This window comes from uncultured Tenacibaculum sp., from assembly GCF_947498805.1.
In the GTDB taxonomy this organism is placed as follows: domain Bacteria; phylum Bacteroidota; class Bacteroidia; order Flavobacteriales; family Flavobacteriaceae; genus Polaribacter.
In genome coordinates this window covers 15208-35361 of the sequence record NZ_CANMLT010000001.1, presented here as the reverse complement: position 1 = coordinate 35361, position 20154 = coordinate 15208, and the positions used below count along the sequence as shown (strand labels likewise).

The 20154-nt window shown below is 31.5% G+C and carries 13 protein-coding genes; 8 read left to right on the top strand and 5 right to left on the bottom strand.

Annotated elements, in window-relative coordinates:
• Nucleotides 1-29 precede the first annotated feature (29 nt).
• The 6 genes from Q0873_RS00135 (at nucleotide 30) to Q0873_RS00110 (ending at nucleotide 8113) form a co-directional block, all read left to right on the top strand.
• Nucleotides 30-2489 carry a T9SS type A sorting domain-containing protein gene (locus tag Q0873_RS00135; RefSeq protein ID WP_299103667.1) on the top strand — a complete coding sequence of 820 codons (2460 nt, stop codon included), beginning with the start codon at nucleotides 30-32 and terminating at the stop codon, nucleotides 2487-2489.
• Nucleotides 2490-2502: 13 nt separating this feature from the next.
• Nucleotides 2503-2670 carry a hypothetical protein gene (locus Q0873_RS00130; RefSeq protein WP_299103666.1) on the top strand — a complete coding sequence of 56 codons (168 nt, stop codon included), beginning with the start codon at nucleotides 2503-2505 and terminating at the stop codon, nucleotides 2668-2670.
• Between the two features lie 161 nt (nucleotides 2671-2831).
• On the top strand, nucleotides 2832-5702 hold the full coding sequence (locus Q0873_RS00125; protein WP_299103665.1) for a lamin tail domain-containing protein: 2871 nt from the start codon (nucleotides 2832-2834) through the stop codon (nucleotides 5700-5702).
• 14 nt (nucleotides 5703-5716) lie between these two features.
• Nucleotides 5717-5884, top strand: a complete 168-nt coding sequence (locus Q0873_RS00120) for a hypothetical protein (RefSeq protein ID WP_299103664.1) — start codon at nucleotides 5717-5719, stop codon at nucleotides 5882-5884.
• Nucleotides 5885-5949: 65 nt separating this feature from the next.
• Nucleotides 5950-7059, top strand: a complete 1110-nt coding sequence (locus Q0873_RS00115) for a hypothetical protein (RefSeq protein WP_299103663.1) — start codon at nucleotides 5950-5952, stop codon at nucleotides 7057-7059.
• Nucleotides 7049-8113: a nucleotidyltransferase family protein gene (locus Q0873_RS00110; RefSeq protein WP_299103662.1), complete on the top strand. Its 1065-nt coding sequence runs from the start codon at nucleotides 7049-7051 to the stop codon at nucleotides 8111-8113. The genes Q0873_RS00115 and Q0873_RS00110 overlap by 11 nt, the downstream gene beginning before the upstream one ends.
• Here Q0873_RS00110 and Q0873_RS00105 read toward each other — a convergent pair.
• On the bottom strand, nucleotides 8097-9449 hold the full coding sequence (locus Q0873_RS00105) for a Mur ligase family protein (protein WP_299103661.1): 1353 nt from the start codon (nucleotides 9447-9449) through the stop codon (nucleotides 8097-8099). The two genes, Q0873_RS00110 and Q0873_RS00105, sit on opposite strands and share 17 nt — an antisense overlap.
• A gap of 175 nt (nucleotides 9450-9624) precedes the next feature.
• Between Q0873_RS00105 and Q0873_RS00100 the strand changes: the two genes are divergently transcribed.
• Complete coding sequence (locus Q0873_RS00100) at nucleotides 9625-15999, top strand: MG2 domain-containing protein (protein WP_299103660.1); 6375 nt, start codon at nucleotides 9625-9627, stop codon at nucleotides 15997-15999.
• Between the two features lie 6 nt (nucleotides 16000-16005).
• Here the strand turns inward: Q0873_RS00100 and Q0873_RS00095 are convergent, their stop codons facing one another.
• From Q0873_RS00095 to Q0873_RS00085, 3 genes are read right to left on the bottom strand one after another with little or no spacing between them, the layout of a single operon-like run.
• The gene (locus Q0873_RS00095) at nucleotides 16006-16737 is read right to left on the bottom strand and encodes a LytTR family DNA-binding domain-containing protein (protein WP_299103659.1); all 732 of its coding nucleotides are present in this window, start codon (nucleotides 16735-16737) and stop codon (nucleotides 16006-16008) included.
• Complete coding sequence (locus Q0873_RS00090) at nucleotides 16734-17771, bottom strand: histidine kinase (protein WP_299103658.1); 1038 nt, start codon at nucleotides 17769-17771, stop codon at nucleotides 16734-16736. Before Q0873_RS00090 ends, Q0873_RS00095 begins: the two co-directional genes overlap by 4 nt.
• Nucleotides 17772-17828: 57 nt before the next feature.
• Nucleotides 17829-19139 (bottom strand): hypothetical protein, encoded by a 1311-nt coding sequence (locus Q0873_RS00085; protein ID WP_299103657.1) that lies wholly within the window; start codon nucleotides 19137-19139, stop codon nucleotides 17829-17831.
• Between the two features lie 184 nt (nucleotides 19140-19323).
• On the opposite strand from Q0873_RS00085, the gene Q0873_RS00080 reads away from it, so the two are divergent.
• Nucleotides 19324-19767: a hypothetical protein gene (locus Q0873_RS00080; RefSeq protein WP_299103656.1), complete on the top strand. Its 444-nt coding sequence runs from the start codon at nucleotides 19324-19326 to the stop codon at nucleotides 19765-19767.
• Nucleotides 19768-19797: 30 nt separating this feature from the next.
• On the opposite strand, the gene Q0873_RS00075 is transcribed toward Q0873_RS00080, so the two are convergent.
• A complete protein-coding gene (locus tag Q0873_RS00075) occupies nucleotides 19798-20151 on the bottom strand; it encodes a TfoX/Sxy family protein (protein ID WP_299103655.1) in 354 nt (117 codons plus the stop codon).
• Nucleotides 20152-20154: the final 3 nt, after the last annotated feature.

The following is a 20154-nucleotide window of genomic DNA, read 5'->3' as shown; positions in this document are numbered from 1 at the left end:
TTAGTTAGTAAATAACCAAACTTAATACAATGAAAAAAATTACTTTTTTAATTAGCATATTTTGTATGCTAATCATTCCTTACAGACTCAGTTCTCAAACGGTCTTCGATTTAACAGCAGGAACTGTTACAAATAACACTCCTACTTCCGTTACAGAAACTGTTGATGGAATCACTATTACCATAAGTACTTTAAATAATGGTGTCAACAACACGTTATTTGTAGCTTCTTCAGTATTTGGGACGAACGGAATAGCTGCACACAGTTCAGCTTCTCAGAATAGTGAAGAAATGATTATTTCTTTTAGTCAAGCGGTAGATGTAAATACAATTACAGTTAACAGTACTCAACCTCAAAACAGAACTTGGACTTTTACTCCAACAGGAGGTAGTAATAGCCCAGTAATGGAAACAGGTACCTTTGCAAGCTCAACACAGGTAACTTTGGGGTTCACAGGTGTTACGCAAATTACAATTACATCAAACTTCTTAGCAGCAAATGCTGAACAAATGATTTTTGATAAATTAACGTTAGCTAGTTCAAATACAGATCCTACTATTTCATTAGCCAATACAACTTTAAATTATACAGAAGGAGATGCTGCTGTTTTAATAGATGCTGCAGGTACTGTAAATGATGCTGATGGTGATTCAGATTGGGATGGCGGTACTTTAGTTGCACAAATCACTGCAAATAATGAAGCTGCTGATGAAGTAAGTATCTCAGACACTGATGGTGATGGAACAGCTATTACTATTAGCGGAACTAATATTTTATCAAACGGAATAGATGTTGGAGATTTAAGCGTTAGTGGAGGTGTTGTTACCAATGGAACAGCTTTAACAATTACTTTCGATAGTGATGCAACGAATACAATTGTACAAGAAATTTTACAATCTTTAAGATACAGAAGTACATCTGCCACTCCAGGAACCTCTAATAGAACCATTACTGTTACTGCAACAGATAATAAAGCCGGTACAGCTAATGACACCAGAATTATAGCTGTTGCTCTTGCCTTAAATGGAACATGGAATGGTTCTAGCGGAAATAACTGGAACACTGCAGCTAACTGGAGTACGAATGCCGTTCCTACTGCTGGTTCGGATGTTACTATTCCTAATGGTTTAGCAAACTACCCTACCGTTTCAAGTTCTGTTACAGTGGGTTCTATTAATATAGCATCTGGAGCTTCCTTAATTGCCAATGCCTCAGTTACAGGAACAACAACCTATAATAGGAATTTAGCAACAAATAACTGGTATCTAGTTTCATCTCCAGTTTCAGGAGAAAGTATTGGTGATTTTAGAACTAATAATAATTTTGCTACGGGATCTGTAGCTGGAAGAATAGGATTAGCTCCTTACGATAATACTTTAGGCGCTGGTTCGAGATGGGTTTATCAAACCACTTCTTCTTCTGGAACTCTAAATGATGGACAAGGTTATTCTGTGAAACTAGCTTCTGCTGGTGATTTAACATTTGTTGGAAATGTTAATAGTTCAAATATTACTAGAAATATTTCTATTGGAGCTGGTAATGCGTACAATTTAATTGGAAACCCATTTACCGCATATTTAAACAGTGGAACAGGAGGATTCTTAGCTGACAACTCAGGATTATTAACTTCTCAGACCTTATGGTTATGGAATCAAGCCACAAATACTTATGAAACCAAAGTTACTGGAGATGACTTTAAACTAGCTCCTGGACAAGGGTTCTTTGTTGAATGTGGTACTGGAGGAAGTGTAACTTTTGAAACAGCCGATTTAAGTCATGAAACTACAGGTACTTTTCAAAGATCAACTAGAACAGAAATTCATCTAAATATTTCAACAAACAAGCAATCTAGTAAAACAAAATTCTATTTTATTGAAGAAGCTACTAAAGGTTTTGACAATGGTTATGACGGAAAAATGTTTGCTGGTGTTACTAATAATTTTGCTGTATATTCTCAATTAGTTTCTGAAAACAAAGGAATTAATTACGCTATTCAATCACTATCTAAAAAAGATATGAACGGCTATATTATTCCTGTAGGTGTAAAAACGAAAAACTCTAAAGAAATTGAATTTTCAATTAACACAGAAAATTTACCTGAAGATATTTTTGTGTATTTGGAAGATCGCTTAAATGACAAATTCATCAACTTATCTGAAAACACTTATAAAACTACATTAAGTGATAATAGTAAAGGTATTGGACAATTTTATGTACATACAACTTCGCAAAAACTGGATGTTCCTTTAAGTTTATCTATTGATGATATAAGTATTTACAAATCTGCTCCAAATACATTAACCATTGTTGGACTACAAGCTAAAGCTTCTGTAAAATTATTTTCTATTTTAGGTAAAAAAGTAATGCAAAAAGAAATAAATTCAAATGGTGTTTCTAACATCGATATACCTTCATTATCAACTGGAGTATATCTTGTTGAAATAGCTTCAGAAAAAGGAAAAACAAGTAGAAAAATCATTTTAGACTAAAACTCGAAGCACCATGAAAAAAAATATAGATAATAAAGATAACATTACTCGTAAAGAAGCTTTAAAGAAGATAGGAAGTTATAGTAAATACGCAGCTTTAACTGCTATAGGAACTTACATGATTTTAAATCCACAAAAAGCACAAGCACAAAGCCCTGAAAGCCCAGGGGATAATTTCTAAAAAAAACAAAATTTTAACTATAAACAAAGCCTTGAGAGTTCTCAAGGCTTTGTTGCCTTTATTATGAAATTGTTAACTTTTAATAACTTTTTTGTTCTTGCAACCTTATATGTACTGATTTTTAGTAATTTGCGTATCCCATTAAATTATTATTTATACATATGAGAAAAAACTACTCTCTAAAGATTCTATTCTTTATCTTTTTTATGGCTCAAGTATCTTTTGGACAAAGTATACTAACATTTGATTTTAATAGCTTAGCAGGAAGCGAAGCAACTGCAAGTTCAAACTCTAACGATTCCAATATAATGACATCAAGTATTTCCAGAGGATCTGGTCTTACTGCTTCAAACAATGGAAATCGTTTTAATGCTACTAGCTGGAATACTGGTACAGTAGATGATGCTATAACCGGTAATGATTATATGGAGTTTACAATAACTCCAAATGCTACCTTCCAATTTACAGTTTCTTCTATAGATGTAAATGTACAGAGATCTGGATCAGGACCTAGAGCCGTATCACTAAGAAGTTCTGTTGATGGTTATGCTGCTAATTTAGATGCAGAAAAGACTATTCTAGATAACACAAGTACACAAACCTTTACATTCACTTTTGCACAAGCAGCCTCTACAAGTGCTGTAACTTACAGATTTTATTTACATTCTGCTGAAGGTACCGGTGGTAGTGGTGGTTTTGAAGGTTCTGGCAACGATATAACAGTAAACGGTACAGTTACTGCAGCTTCTTCAGATCCTGCTATCAGTTTTGACAGTGCTTCTAGCTCTGTTGATGAAACGGATGCTACATTTAATACTACCATACCTGTAACAATTATTAATTATGCGGCTAATGTTACTATAGGTGTTACCGTAGATGGTAGTAGTACAGCTGAAGCTGGTGATTATACTTTAAATACTAGTTCAATCACTTTTACAGGAAATGGAACACAAAATGTTTCTTTAGACATTAATGATGATGCTGATTATTTAGGAGAAACAGTTGTATTAAATATTGCAGTTACTTCAGGAACAGCACTACTTTCTACTTCTCAACATACTGTTACCATTAATGATGATGATCTACCAATAGTAATTAATGAAATTAATGCCGACCCAGATGTTACTAATGGAGATGCCAATGGAGATGGGGTGGTTAACACTTCTCAAGATGAATTTGTTGAAATTTATAATGTTTCTGGTGCAAACTTAAACATCTCTGGATGGGTTGTTGCTGATGTTTCTGGTGACAGACATACTTTTCCTAATGGAACAATTGTTCCTGCAAATGAAGCCATTGTAGTTTTCGGTGGAGGAACGCCTACAACAGTTCCTGGATTAGTACAAACAGCTTCTGGAAATTCTTTAAGCCTTAATAATTCAGGTGACACTGTAATAATTAAAGATAATTCAGGTACAACTATCGTATCAGAGACCTATGGAAGTGAAGGTGGAGATAATCAATCTTTAGCTAGAAATGTTGATTTTACTGGAGCTTTTGTTAAGCATTCAACTATTGTAAGTAATGCTGTACTTTTTTCTCCAGGAAGAGATAATACTGACAATACTCCTTTTTCGTCTGATATTAAATGGACAGGAGCCTCAGACAATAATTGGGCTACCGCTGCTAACTGGTTAGGAAATACAGTTCCTTCTAGCGGTTCTAATGTTGTAATTCCCGCTGGTTTAGCAAATTACCCTACAGTTTCTTCAAACATTACAGTGAACACAATAAAAATTGCTTCTGGAGCTTCATTAGTAGCAAATGCTTCTATAACTGGAGATCTTACATACAAAAGAACTTTAACAGCAAACTGGCATTTAGTATCTGCTCCTGTTGAAGGCGAGTCTATACAAGATTTAATTTCTAATCATGTTTTTGCTACTGGTACAGGAAGTAATATTGGAATTGCTCCTTATGACAATGCGCAAGCATCTGGATCTAGATGGACTTATCAAACTGGTGCTTCAATGGGTACCTTAAATAATGCACAAGGATACTCTGTAAAACTAGAAGCTGAAGGACCTTTAAGTTTCACTGGTAGAGTAAACAATACAACTACCAATATTACATTAACAAAAAACACCAACGCATTTAATTTAGTTGGTAATCCATTTGCTTCTTATGTAAATAGTGGAACATTATTAACCGATAACACCACTAAATTAGAATCTCAAACAATTTGGCTATGGAATGGAACAGCTTATGAAACAAAAGTTTCTGGTGACAATTTTGTATTAGCACCAGGACAGGGATTCTTTGTAGAAGCTAAAAATGGTTCAGAAGACTTAACTTTTAATACTTCTTATCAATCTCATAATAGCACAGATACTTTCCAAAGAAGTAGCTCAAAATCAGAAATTGAATTGTTTGTTTCGAATGGTAAAGAAAATAGTAAAACAAAATTCTATTTTATAGAAGGTACTACTAAAGGTTTTGATAATGGATATGACGGAAAAATGTTTACTGGTATTTCAAGCAAATTTTCTGTATACTCAGAATTAGTTAATGACAACAAAGGAATTAATTATGCTATTCAAGCATTACCTAAGAGCGAAATTGATGGTTTAATTATTCCATTAGGTTTAGATGCAACTGCAAGTAAGAATATTGAATTCTCAATTGATACTAAGAACATTCCAGAAGACATTTTTATTTATTTAGAAGACCGAGTAAATAAAACAATTACAAATTTATCAGAAACTACCTATAAAACTTCTATAAAAGGTATTAGTAACGGAATTGGACAGTTTTATATTCATACTATCTCTAAAAAACTAGATGGCCTTACTAATTTATCTATTGATGATTTGAGCATTTATAAATCAGCACCTAACACATTGACCATTGTTGGATTGCAAGCAGAAGCTTCTTTAAAAATATTCTCTATATTAGGTAAAGAATTAGTAAGTAAAGAAATCAATTCAAATGGTGTTTCTAACATTGATGTACCTTCTTTAGCAGCTGGAGCATATATCGTTGAAATAACTTCAGAAAAAGGAAAAACAAGTAAAAAAATCATTTTAGACTAATCCCCAGAGACATCATGAAAAAAAACACAGAACACAAAGATAATATTACTCGTAAAGAAGCCTTAAAGAAAATAGGAAGTTACAGTAAATATGCGGCTTTAACAGCTTTAGGAACATATATGATTTTAAATCCTCAAAAAGCACAAGCACAAAGCCCTGAAAACCCAGGAGATAATTTTTAAAACAATTGAAAATTAATAGTAAGCAAAACCTCGAAACATTCGGGGTTTTGTTATTTTTACAATCTATGATTATTAAAAATATTGAACATAAATCTATAGTTTGGTTTGAGGATTCTAATGAATATATGGTAGTTGAACCTGTCATAGGTGAAATACTTAGTTTATTAGAACAAGGGAGTACGAAAGAGACTGTAAAAAAGGTGATTTCAAAGAAAATAGACATCCCTGAATCAGAATTGAGTAATTTAATAGATGATGTTTCATTATTGATACAAAATTCAAACCTAGAAACAAATACCATCCTTGATTCTATCAAAGAACCTGCAAATTTTTTAAGATCAATTTTTTATAAGGTTAACGACATTGTTTTTAAAATTGATTTTGCCTCTGAATATGAACTTTCCCTAGTACATCCTAAGTTTGCTCATCTTGAAATTAGTCCTTTAGAAACATTCAATAATCACTTCAAAGTGTTTAGTAATGATAGATTTATAAGTTTTCTTATTGACAATGAAAATATTGGCACATGGAATCTCGATGAAGTTCACTATTTTCAAGGAAAATTCTCTATGAAAATTGTAGAGATAATGCATCAAAAACTAGAACATAAATGGATGGGGGTTTTTCATGCATCTGCAATAAGCAATGGAAAAGAATCTATGTTATTTCTAGGAGACTCTGGAAATGGAAAGAGTACTTCTTTAGCCTTGTTACAAGCAAATAGCTTTACCTGTTTAGCCGATGATTTTGTTCCCATAGATGCGGAAAATCAAGAAGTCTTTAGTTTCCCTTCGGCTATTTCGATCAAAAAAAATAGTTTAGAAACTTTACTACCCATATATCCTGAACTCAAAACCTCAGCTGAATATCATTTTAAGCGATTAAATAAAATTGTTAGATATTTACCTCCAAGAAACTCAGATTATACACAACACTTACCTTGTAAAAGCTTAGTATTTATCAAGTATGAAAAAGACAGTGGTATGAAATGTAAGAAAATTTCAAATATTACTGCTTTCGAACAACTAATCCCTGATTCTTGGCTATCTCCCATTAAAGAAAATGCTGAAACATTCTTACAATGGTTTTCTGGTTTAAACTGTTATCAACTAACCTATTCAGATAATACTAAAATGATTTCTACCGTATCTAAAATTTTTACTAATGAATTATAAAGACACCTTATTTTTTATTGGTAAATGCTTAACCATAACTCATGAAGAACACAATAGAATTTTAGTTGAAGAGAAACTTAAAGCAAATGAAGTAAATTGGGATAATGTTGTAAAAGTAAGCACCTCTCATTACGTTTTCCCAGCACTATATTGTAATTTAAAACGTGCTGATTTTTTACATTATTTACCCAATGATTTAGTGGAATACATGCAACATATTACTGACTTAAATCGAGAAAGAAATGAACAAATCATTGCGCAAGCTAAAGAAGTAAATCAATTACTTTTAAGTCATAATATAACACCTATTTTCCTTAAAGGAACAGGAAATCTATTATCTGGACTATATGAAGATATTGGAGAGCGAATGCTGGGAGATATTGATCTTTTAACCTCTTCTAAACATTTTAAACCCTCAATTAAAATTTTAAAAGAAAATAAATATTCAGAAAACTCAAGAAATTTCCTAGATAACACAGTACAAAATAGGCATTATCCTAAAATTACTAAGAAAGGAAAAATTGGTGCACTTGAAGTGCATTACAAAATGATAAATAACGAAAGTTCTTTTAATTTTAATACTATAGAACCTAATTTACAAAAGGTAATGAACAACCTTACAGTCCTTTCTTTTAAAGATAAGACGTTAATCACTTGTCTTAATAAACAATTAAATGATAATGGTCAATGGTATAAAACTATTTCTTTAAGAAATTCATATGATTTATACCTACTTTCAAAAAAAACAAGTGTACAAAATACCTTAACCAACTTTGAATCTCCTTATAAAGACTACCTCATTAATTTTCTGGCAAGCAGTAACTTAATTTTTAATGCTCCAAAATCTTTAAACTATCTAAAAACTAATAAAACTGAAAAGTTTAAGAAACAACAAATGTTACTTATTGAATATCCCAAAAAAGCTTCTTTTAATAAAAGAAAATGGGATTTGTATTTTCTTTATAAAATCCGTTTTTCAATCTTTTTCAAGGCTCTATATATAACCGAATATAGAAAATACTTCTTCAAAAAATTAACTAAACCAAACTCTTAACCTCATTAAAATCTAATCCTCCATAATTTCCTGAGCTCATTAGTAAAACAGCCTTATTCTCTATACTTTGACCAAATAAAAATTCTTTAAACTCTTGCGGATTCGTATAAATAATTAAATCATCTCTTTCAAAAGCACTTGCTATTTGCTCTTCTGTTACTTCTTCCAGTTGTTTAATCTTTACTGCATGAGGAGAGTAAAATACCACTGCCTTATCGGCATTATCTAAAGCTCCTTTATATTCAGATAAGAACTCTGCATTTAAACTAGAATACGTATGTAACTCTAAACAAGCTAAAAGCGTTCTTTCTTTATACTGATCTTTAACTGCTGTTGTTGTTGCTTTTACTTTACTAGGACTATGTGCAAAATCTTTAAATACTACAGAAGAAGTACTCTCTGCTATTTTTTCCAAACGTTTACTAGCTCCTTTAAAACTAACAATAGCTTCATAAAACTCATCTTCTTCAATACCCATATGCTGACAAATCCACTTTGCTCCTGCTAAATTTTGAAGATTATGTTCTCCAAAGATTTCTAAAGGTAAATCTCCTTCTTCTGTTTCAATAAAAGTAGTTCCATTATCAATAAAATATTTTGGAGTTGTATACGGATATTTTTTTATCGGATGAGAACTTTCCTCTACTACACTCTTTACATTTGGATCTTCTTCATTATATACCATAATTCCACCATTAGTCAGCGAATCTGTAAAGATTGAAAACTGCTCTACATAATTTTCAAAAGTTGGAAAAACATTGATATGATCCCAAGCAATTCCACTTAACAAAGCAATATTAGGTTTATACAAATGAAATTTTGGCCTTCTATCAATTGGAGAGCTTAAATACTCATCACCTTCTAATACAATAAATTCATTTTCTTCAGTAAGCTTAACCATGGTTTCAAAACCATCTAATTGAGCACCTACCATATAATCAACATCTCTATCATGATAATTTAACACATGTAAAATCATAGATGTAATGGTAGTCTTACCATGAGACCCCCCAATTACAACACGTGTTTTATCTTTAGATTGTTCATATAAAAACTCTGGATAAGAATATATCTTCACTCCTAACTCTTGTGCTTTCAATAATTCCGGATTATCCGGTTTTGCATGCATTCCTAAAATAATAGCATCTAAGTCTGTAGAAACCTTTTCAGGAAACCATCCAAACTCTTCTGGTAAAAGATTATATTTTGCTAATCTGCTTTTAGATGGATCGTGAATCGTATCATCACTTCCTGTAATTTGGTATCCTTTTTGGTATAATGCAATTGCAAGGTTATGCATTGCGCTTCCACCGATGGCTATAAAATGAATTTTCATGCTTTAGTAATCTGTAACGAAAGTCAAAAATACAAAACCAAGCCATATTTTAAGTATCTTTAAAACGAAACTCATTGAAAAGTTTAATTCACTCATTCAAAATCCATGTATACAAACTTATAATTGTTCTATAGATTTAATTTTAAGTGATTTGAACACCTAAATGAACCAGGTTATGAAAAAATTTACATCAATACTGTTAATGATTTTATTTTCAACTTTAGTAAACGCCCAAGAAAACTACAAAAACTTGTGGGATAAAGTTCACAAATTTGAGTTAGAAAACTTGCCTAAATCTGCTTTAAACGTTGTTGAACAGATTTATACCAAAGCGGAAAAAGAAAAAAACACACCACAATTGGTAAAAACCTTGTTGTACAAGAGTAAGTTTTCTTTGACGCTAGAAGAAGATGCACAACTAAAAATAATTGAACAGTTTAAAAAACATATTAACAAAAGTGAGTTTCCTACAACTAATGTTTTAGAAAATATTCTAGCCAATCTCTATTGGCAATATTTCAATCAGAACAGATGGAAATTTTATAATAGAACACAAACAAAAGAGAAAGTTACTAAAGAAGATTTTAGAACTTGGGATTTGAATACACTCTTCGAAGAAATTCACCTAAACTTCCAAAAATCGTTAGAAAATAAAGCCCAATTACAACAAATTGATATTTATACCTTTTCAGACATTCTTAATCTTGTAAAAGGTTCTAAAAAGTACAGACCAACATTGTACGATTTTTTAGCTCATAATGCCTTAGATTTTTATAAAACATCTGAGACTAATATTACCAAACCAGCGTATCAATTTAAACTTAACGATAAAAAATATCTTAGCGACGCCATAACTTTTAGCACGCTAACATTAGAAAGTAAAGATTCTCTATCACTTCAATTCAATGCTTTAAAAATCTATCAAGATTTAATTCGTTTTCACATCAAAAATAATAAGAGAGCGCTTGTAGATGTTGATTTGCATCGTTTGCAATTTATCAATAAACATGCTGTTTTAAATGAGAAACAAGAAGTTTTACTAAAAACACTAATCACATCACAAAACCAACTAAAAGGCAATGAGCTTTCTGGGCTGTACGCTTTTGAAGTGGCTAAAATTTATAACGAACAGGCAAATACATATCAACCTAAAAAAAACAATGTATATCGTTTTAAAAATAAAGAAGCATTAACTATTTGCAACGATATTATCAATCAGTTTTCAGAAAGCAAAGGAGCTTTTAAGTGCGAGCATTTAAAAAGAAAAATTCTAGAAAAAACAGTTCAATTAATAACTGAAGAACACATTCCTTCAAACAAATTTTCAAAAACTTTGATAACATATAAAAACCTTAACGAGATTTATTTTAGTGCGTATAAAATATCACTATCTCAGCTAAAAAAGTTTAACGAAAGTTATCAAAAGAAAGAAAAAATCAAGATCATTCAGCAATTAGATAAAGTGAAATCATGGTCTTCTAATTTAAAAGATGAAAAAGACTATCAACAACATAAAAGTGAAGTTATTATTCCAAAACTTCCTATTGGGAGTTATCTATTGATGGCTTCTTCCTCTCAAAACCTTGAAGAAGCAATTATGGGTACTGCTACTATTCAAGTAACTAATTTAGCTTTGATTTCAAGAGAGAATAACGGTAGAAAAACCTATCAAGTAGTTAATAGAAATACAGGTGAACCTATAGAGGGCTCTACTATAAGATTTGTCAACAGAGGAGGTCGACATGAGAAAACTTTAAATAAGCTTTTTACGACGAATAGCAACGGAGAATTCACCTATAATCCTAGTAGTTATTATTATAATGTAAAAGCTACTGTACGATATAAAGACGACACAGCTATATTGGAACGTTTTTATTTAAACAAACGATACAAAAACAACGACTCGTTTAATTCATACATTCAAACCTTTTTATTTACTGATAGAAGTATCTACAGACCAGGACAAACTATTCACTTTAAAGGAATTTCCATGAAAACCTTTAAAACTACATCCGAAGTTCTAAAAAATAAGAAAGTTACGATTCGTTTTAGAGATGTAAACCATCAGGTTCTAAAAACTTTTGACTTAAAAACCAATGATTTCGGTTCATTCTCTAGCACGTTAATTATTCCTAATACAGGTTTAACTGGAAGCTTCACTATTGAAGCAGCAATTGATGATAGAACACATACTACTCAGATTTCTGTAGAAGAGTATAAACGTCCAAAATTTGAAACGGATTTTAAACCTATTACCAAAGCTTATAAGGTAAACGATAGTATTGCAGTTAATGGTTTTGCTAAAGCTTATTCTGGTGCCAATATAACAAACGCCAAAGTAGTTTATAGAGTACACAGAAAAGTACAGTACCCACGATGGTGGTATTGGTATAGACCAAGTTTTATTTCAGAACCACAAGAAATTAACTTTGGAGAAAGTACCACAGATACTTCTGGTAATTTCTCTATAAAATTTAAAGCATTAGCGGATGAAAGTGTTTCAAAAGAAAACCTTCCTGTTTTTACTTATGAAATTACGGCAGATGTTACTGATATTAATGGTGAAACTCGCAGTGCAACAACTTTAGTAAAAGTAGGGTATCATAGCTTAATAGCAGCTATTGAAATGGAAAAAACCATTGATAAATCTATTAGAAACAATACACTTAAGATCAATACAAAAAACTTGAATGATGAATTTGTACCAGCGAATGGAACTATTAAGATTTACAAATTACAAGCTCCTAAAAACCCTTTAAGAAAAAGACCTTGGAAATCTCCAGACTATCAAATTATATCAAAAGAAGAATTTGCCAGTAAGTTTCCGAATGAAGCATACCAAAATGAAGATAATCCGCTACAATGGGAAAAAGACAAGTTAGTTTTTGAGACTAAATTTAATACTGCCAAAGAAAAAGAAATTCAATTAAGAAATATTAAAAAATGGAGTTCTGGGAACTATGTAGTTGAATTACTTGCAACAGATAAATTCAATCAAGAAGTAACTGACAAACATTTCTTTTCTGTGTATTCAATAAAAGACAACCTTCCTATTGACAATAAAATTGTTCAGGTAAAAGCAGATAAGAAAGACTATCAACCTGGAGAGTTTGCTAACATAACGGTGAGTACCAATTCACAAGATATTACAGTGATGCTTTTTGTTGAAAAGAAACATCAAATTGTTGATTCTTACTATATCAAACTAAATAAAAACAGTAAAACTATTCGTATTCCTGTTACCAAAGATGATATTGGAGGCTTTGGAATTACCTATTATTTTACCAATTATAACTCATTTGAACAAGGTGCATTGAGTATAGCGGTTCCTTATCCAAAAACAGATTTAAATATTATCACTAAAACGTTTAGAGACAAGTTACAACCTGGAGCTAAAGAAACTTGGAGTTTTACTATAAAAGGAACTCAAAAAGATAAGCTTACTGCCGAATTATTAGCTGGTATGTATGATGCTTCTTTAGATCAATTTAAATCACACCAATGGCGTTTTAATCCGATTCAAAGACCTATTTATCATACCTATAGCAATGCTTCTGCAAACCAAAGTTTTAGAAACACACATTTTAGAATTGAAAACTATCTAAAAAATAAACGAAGCCATGGAATGCCAAATCAAAGTTATGATCGTTTGAATTGGTTTGGTTTTAGTTTTACGAATAATAGGTTGACAAACAGAGAATATTTAAGAAATCTATCTATTCAAAGAACTTCTTTTGAAGGAACCATATCTGGTATTGTTGAAGATGAAACTGGTCCTTTACCAGGTGTTACCGTAGTTATCAAAGGTACCAATTACGGAACCGAAACTGACTTTGATGGAAAGTTTACTATAAAAGTAAACAAAGGAGATGTACTTGTTTTTAGTCTTGTTGGAACGAAAACAATAGAAAGAACAGTTGGCAACTTCAAAGAACTTTTTATTGGAATGGAATCAAGTAATACTTTAGATGAAGTAGTAATTACTGCTTATGGCAATACGAATAAAAATATTAGAATAAGAGGAAGAGCATCCGCTCCAGCAATGGCTAAAACTACTGGAGGATGGACACCAGAAAACGTTGCTTCTGAAGAAATTGAAGATGAAGAATCTGCTTTTGCTTACGATACTAATTTGGCTAAAAAAATAGAAGAACAAAAAAGAGATCCTTTAAAAGGAATTCAAATTCGAAAAAACTTGCAAGAAACTGCTTTTTTCTATCCGCATTTAACCACAGATACTAATGGTAATGTTTCTTTCAATTTTACAGCTCCCGAAACCTTAACCAAGTGGAAAGTACAATTATTAGTACATACAAAAGAATTACATTCGGCAGTAGAAACTTTAGAAGCTGTTACACAAAAAGAGCTAATGGTAACTCCTAATGCACCACGTTTTTTAAGAGAAGGAGATAAAATTACCATCAGTTCTAAAATCAGCAATCTGTCTGGTAAAAAACTACAAGGGTTGGCACAGTTAATTTTGACAGATGCTCTTACTGGAAAATCAATAGATGTTAATCTAGGAAATACTCAATCGCAACAAAGCTTTGTTGTTGACAAAAAAGGAAACACCAATGTTTCTTGGAATTTAAGTATTCCAGAAACTATACAGGCAGTACAATATCAAGTTGTTGCGAAAGCCGGTGATTTTTCAGATGGAGAGCAAAATGCTTTACCAGTTTTATCGAACAGAATGCTGGTTACAGAAACCTTACCTATTTGGGTTCGTAGCAATCAAACAAAAACATTTAGCTTAGATAAATTAAAAAACAACACCTCATCGAGCTTAAAAAATCATAAGCTAACACTGGAAGTTACATCAAATCCAGCATGGTACGCTGTACAAGCACTTCCATATTTAATGGAATACCCATATGAGTGTTCAGAGCAAACATTTGCTCGTTATTATGCAAATACTTTGGCAAGTTATATTGCCAATAAAAATCCGAGAATTCAAGAAGTATTCAACTCTTGGAAATCTTCAGAGGCTCTGTTAAGTAATTTAGAGAAAAACGAAGAGTTGAAATCTCTTATTATACAAGAAACTCCTTGGCTAAGAGATGCCCAATCTGAAACAGAGCAAAAAAAGCGTATTGCCTTATTGTTTGATTTAAACCATATGAAAAACAAGCAGCAAAAAACACTTAACAAGCTGTACGATTTTCAAATGAATAATGGAGGTTTTCCTTGGTTTAAAGGTAGTAGATATCCGAATGCCTATATTACCAATCATATTGCTACTGGTTTTGGACATTTACAACACTTAAGTGTTAAGGATTTTGATAATAAGACAACTAGAATGATCAAAAAAGCCATTCAGTTTTTAGATGTAGAAGTTCTTGAACAATATAAGCGAGTAATAAAAGAAGCCGATAAGATTAGAAAAAAAGAGGGAGCTACAAAGGCTGAAAAATATTTAAATCAAAAACATATTGGTAATTTCCAACTTCAGTATTTATACATGCGAAGCTTTTTTAAAAATGTTTCTATTGAAAAAGGAACCAAAGAGGCTATTGCCTATTACAGAAACCAAGCGGTAAAGTTCTGGAAAGATTTTAATCTCTATGGAAAAGCTCAAATAGCTTTATTTCAACATAGAAATGGTGATCCTAGTATTACTAACAAAATTCTAAAATCATTAAAAGAAACAAGTATTACTTCAGATGAGCTTGGGATGTATTGGAAAAGCAACCAACCTAATTGGCGTTGGTATCAAGCACCTATTGAAACACAAGCACTTTTAATTGAAGCTTTTTCAGAAATTGAAAACGATACCAAGACAGTTGATAATCTTAAAATTTGGCTACTAAAAAACAAACAAGTAAGTCAGTGGAAAACTACCAAAGCTACTACAGAAGCAGTATATGCTTTATTATTACAAGGTTCTGATTGGATTTCTATCACAGATATGGTGGATGTTTCCTTAGGAAACAAAATTATTGATCCTTCAAAAATAGAAGATATAAAAGTAGAAGCTGGTACTGGGTATTTCAAAACCAGTTGGAATGGAAGTGAAATTCAACCTGAAATGGCTGAAATTACGCTTACCAAGAAAAATAAAGGCATTGCTTGGGGTGGTGTTTACTGGCAATATTTTGAAGATTTAGATAAAATTACCTCAGCAGAAACCCCGTTGAAATTAAAGAAGAAGCTCTTTAAAAAAGTAAATTCAGATACCGGTAAAAAACTAGTTGAAATTACGAATACTACTTCTTTAAAAGTTGGTGATTTACTTACGGTAAGAATTGTATTGCAAAGTGACCGAAATATGGAGTTCATTCATATGAAAGATATGCGTGCATCTGGTGTTGAGCCGGTTGATGTATTATCTCAATATAAATGGCAAGATGGTTTAGGGTATTACCAAAGCACCAAAGATGCTGCTACAAATTTCTTCTTTGATTATTTACCTAAAGGAGTATATGTTTTTGAATATGATGTAAGAGTAAACAATGCAGGTGATTTTAGTAATGGTATTACTACCATTCAAAATATGTATGCCCCAGAGTTCAGTAGTCATAGTAAAGGAACTCGAATTACAGTAAAGTAAAAGTGTTTATAAACTTAAACGCTCTTTAAAAATATAGGATTGCCTTCTGGAGATTTCTATTTCTTCTCCAGATTGCATTTCTACTTTTAACTTTCCATTAAACCAAGCCACTACTTTTTTAACATGGTTTATATTTATAATCTGCTGTCTATTTGCTCTAAAAAACAAAGATTCTGGTAGTTTCTCTTCAATCTGAACCAGTGATTTATATATTAAAGGTTTGTGATTTTCAAAAAATACACGCGTATAATTTCCAACGATTTCAAATACGCTAATGTTTTCAATTTTCACTAACCAACATCGTTCTCCTTCCTTTATAAAAATCTGTTTATCCGGACTTAACTTATTAGCAGACTTTTTTTCTTTCTTATTATCTTCAAGAAATTGCTCTGTTACTTTTTCAATAGCTTTAGAAAATCGCTTCGAATTGATCGGTTTTAATAAATAATCGAAAGCATTATACTCAAAAGATTTGATGGCATATTCATCAAAAGCGGTTGTAAAAATCGTTATAGGCACTTCATCTAACATTTCTAAAAGATCAAATCCGTTTTTTTCGGGCATGTTTATATCCAAAAACAATACATCTGGATTTTTTGCCGTAATCAACTCATACCCCTCATCAACATTTTCTGCTTCACCAATCAATGTTATCTGTGTATGCTCTTTTAACAACTCTTTTAACTCATTTCTTGCCAAACGAGAATCTTCTACAATAACGGCTTTTAACTGTTTCATGACAATGGAATTTCTACAATTGCTTCTACTTGATTGTTTACTTCTTTTAAACTAAAAACGGCCTTGTTTCCGTATAACAAATCCAATCTTCTTTTTATGTTTTCTAGTCCCACTTGTGTACCAGTATCCTTATTTTTTAATACTCCTGAATTAGTAACACTAATACATAAGCTATTCTTAATTATTTTGGTTGATACCGCTACCCTTCCCCCTTCTTTTAAATTGGATATCCCATGTTTTATAGCGTTTTCAACTAACATTTGAATCAGCATTGGTGGTATTTGAACATGCAATGATAATGCGTCAATCTTTGTTTTATATACCAACCTATCTTCTAATTGAATTTTAGAAAGATCTATATATTTTTCCACCATTTCCAATTCATCTTCTAAGGCAATTGAAGTAATAGTATTTTGTGTTAAAGCATATCGCAATGTTTCAGATAAAGAGGTTAACATCTCTCTTGCTTTATTTGCATCTTCAAGCATTAATCCTCTTATGTTGTTTAAACTATTGAACATAAAATGTGGATTTATTTGTCCTTTTAATGTATTAAGTTGTGACTCCTTTAAAGAAGTTTCCAACATACTACTCCTCAGCTTTTCCTCTTTTACTTCTGAAGTAAGTTTAAAAGCCGTGAATGACACAAACCAAATAATCCAATTCAACCAATTAAAAACACGAGTTGCAAACTTACCATGGTAACTTGGCCTTTTAATAAAGTATTCATGCAAAACGTCTATAATAGGCCAAAATACATAGTTAAATACCACGGATGCAAGAAACATTAGTAATATGAGATATAAAATGCGAACTCCAAGTTTCTTATTAGAAGCTAATTTCTCTAAACCTATTTGAATTACTCCTGTTAAAAGCACTCCTACAAAAAACCAAACCAAACATTCTAAAATCAAATAATAAACAAGCTCCTTACCTTTCCCTAAATCACTAATCTTCATTACGTATGACGATAATAATGTAATTGCCCATACTGCGTAATTTGGTATTGCTTTTTTAGAAAAAAAATAGTTCATTTTTAGTGTCTATTTATTATTAACTTAACTGAAAGGCTATTCAAATAGTAAATGTATTTATTCTGTGGTGATATCAACCAAATATGGTGCTAATAAATATCCATCTTTAGATCGAAATATATCTGTTATTAACAGCTGTTGTCTTAAATTTGGTTTAAGCATCACTTCAAAAGTAATTTTCCTGTTGTCTTCAGACCAACCCAAATTGTTTGTTACTTGTAATAAGTTATCCTCCCCTAAGGGCCCTAGCCTTAAATTTACCAATCCACCATCCATTTCTTTAGAAAACTCAACAGTCATTGTTTTAATGTTTGAATTTACATTTTTTGAATTGTTTTCAAATTCTTCAATCCCAATAACTCTTGGTCTTTTTTCTTCTGACTCTTTATAGTAACCAACAATCGACTTATCAAAATACTTCGATTTATCAATAAAATCATACAGTTCATCCTCATCTAAATAATCAAGTTCTATCATCTCCTCAATGGCTTTCTTTTTATCTTTTGCTTGCTCATAGTATTTTTTACTAATCGCATAGCCTATATAATATCCTAAATCACCTACTTTAAATTGATTGTTGGTATTACTCCAGAACCATCGAATTTCATACTTAGTAAACATTTCTTTTACAAAAGCTTGTTTAATTTTCTCATCATTTTCTTTTCCATATATAATAGATTCATTTGGAGACGATATGTTTAACGCTTTCTCTGCAACAAATTCTGCTACTCCCTCTATAAGGGTTTTAGATAACAATGAGTTTCCAATGGTAGTATCTTGTTGTGTATGTACATACTCATGTACATTTCCGAATACAATGCTTTCCTCTGGTATATTTGTTTTAAAATACCTTGGTAAATTCGGAAAATCCTCTTTTAACTCAGAAGTAACTACAGTTTTATCTCCTAAGGCTATTTCTGACCCTATCAAAACTTTATTCTCTATAGTAGTGCCTCCTGTTTTAAAAGCCCCTATAGTAAAAAATATTTTTGCTGGTTTCGCCTTTAGATAAAGACTTTTGAAGCTTTGAATTCCTTTGTTGATTCCCTCTTTGTAACTATTCACTTTTGAGGTATTAGCACGCAAGCTTTCCCAGAACTTAGGGTATTTTTGTATCGCTGTCAAATAAGAACTTACAGTATACCTTCTTGCCTGCATAATCCCTTTTAAGCCAGGTGTTCCCTTTTCTAAAAACAATTCCTTTAAATAAGTTGCTTGTTTGGTAGAGTCATTGGTTGTTTTAATTTGATCATATGCTTTCCAAAAATTATCGACATCTGTCGTTATAATGGTTTCTTTATCCTTTTGGTTTGTTTTACAGCTTAAGAAGAATAAGGTAATAAATAAGATTTTGAATATTTTAATCATAATTAATTTGTTTAGAATTTTAATTCAAAACTAGCTAGACTTCAGAGCTTAACTATCAGAATTATGACCAGTGGTAAAATATACGAGGGCAACGGTACCCTCTTGAAATACTATTATTTTTATTAAATCGTTAAATACAATGGAATAATAGTTGATATATTAGCGTAACATAAAAATCAAGAACATGAAAAAATTATTTTTAACCTTAGGTTTATTTCTAGCAGCTTTTACAATGAGCGCACAAGAAATCTCTGACAATGCTATTGGAGTTCGTTTTGGAGACAATAATGGTTTTGGTGGAGAAATTTCTTACCAAAGAAAACTAAGTGATCATAACAGACTTGAAATAGACTTAGGTTTTAGAGAAGGAAGTGCTTTTAAAGCTACTGGATTATACCAATGGGTTTGGGAATTAGAACCTCAATTTAACTGGTTTGCTGGTGTTGGTGGTGGTGTTGCTTCTGCAAGTGGTAATTCGGCTATTTTTGGTGCTGGGGTAATTGGTATTGAATATAACTTTGATATCCCTGTAGTAATTTCATTAGATTACCGCCCAGAAATTGGATTTAGCGGTTTTTACGATGGATTTCAATCTGACTTTGGTTTAGGAATTCGTTATCAATTCTAAATCAAACAACAATATTTTTATAAAACCTCCTTATTGGGAGGTTTTCTTTTTTTTACTTGATTTTGCCAAAGGATTATATTCCAATGCTAATGTTAACCATGCATGTAAATCTTCATCCAAATCGGTAGCTTCATCCGTTAAAAACACAAAGCCTTTCATTGGACGACCAGTAAAATTCATTTCTTTACATCCTTTTTTAGTTAAAGACTCTTCATAAATTTCTGGGTTAATTCTAAGCATTACTTCATCCCTATTCACTCCTACACACATCTTTTCATCTACCATAAAACACAAACCTCCAAACATTTTCTTTTCATAAAAAGCTACATGTTGCTCTTTTAAAAATTGTGCTATTCTATCAGATAAAAACTCATTGTATGGCATGCC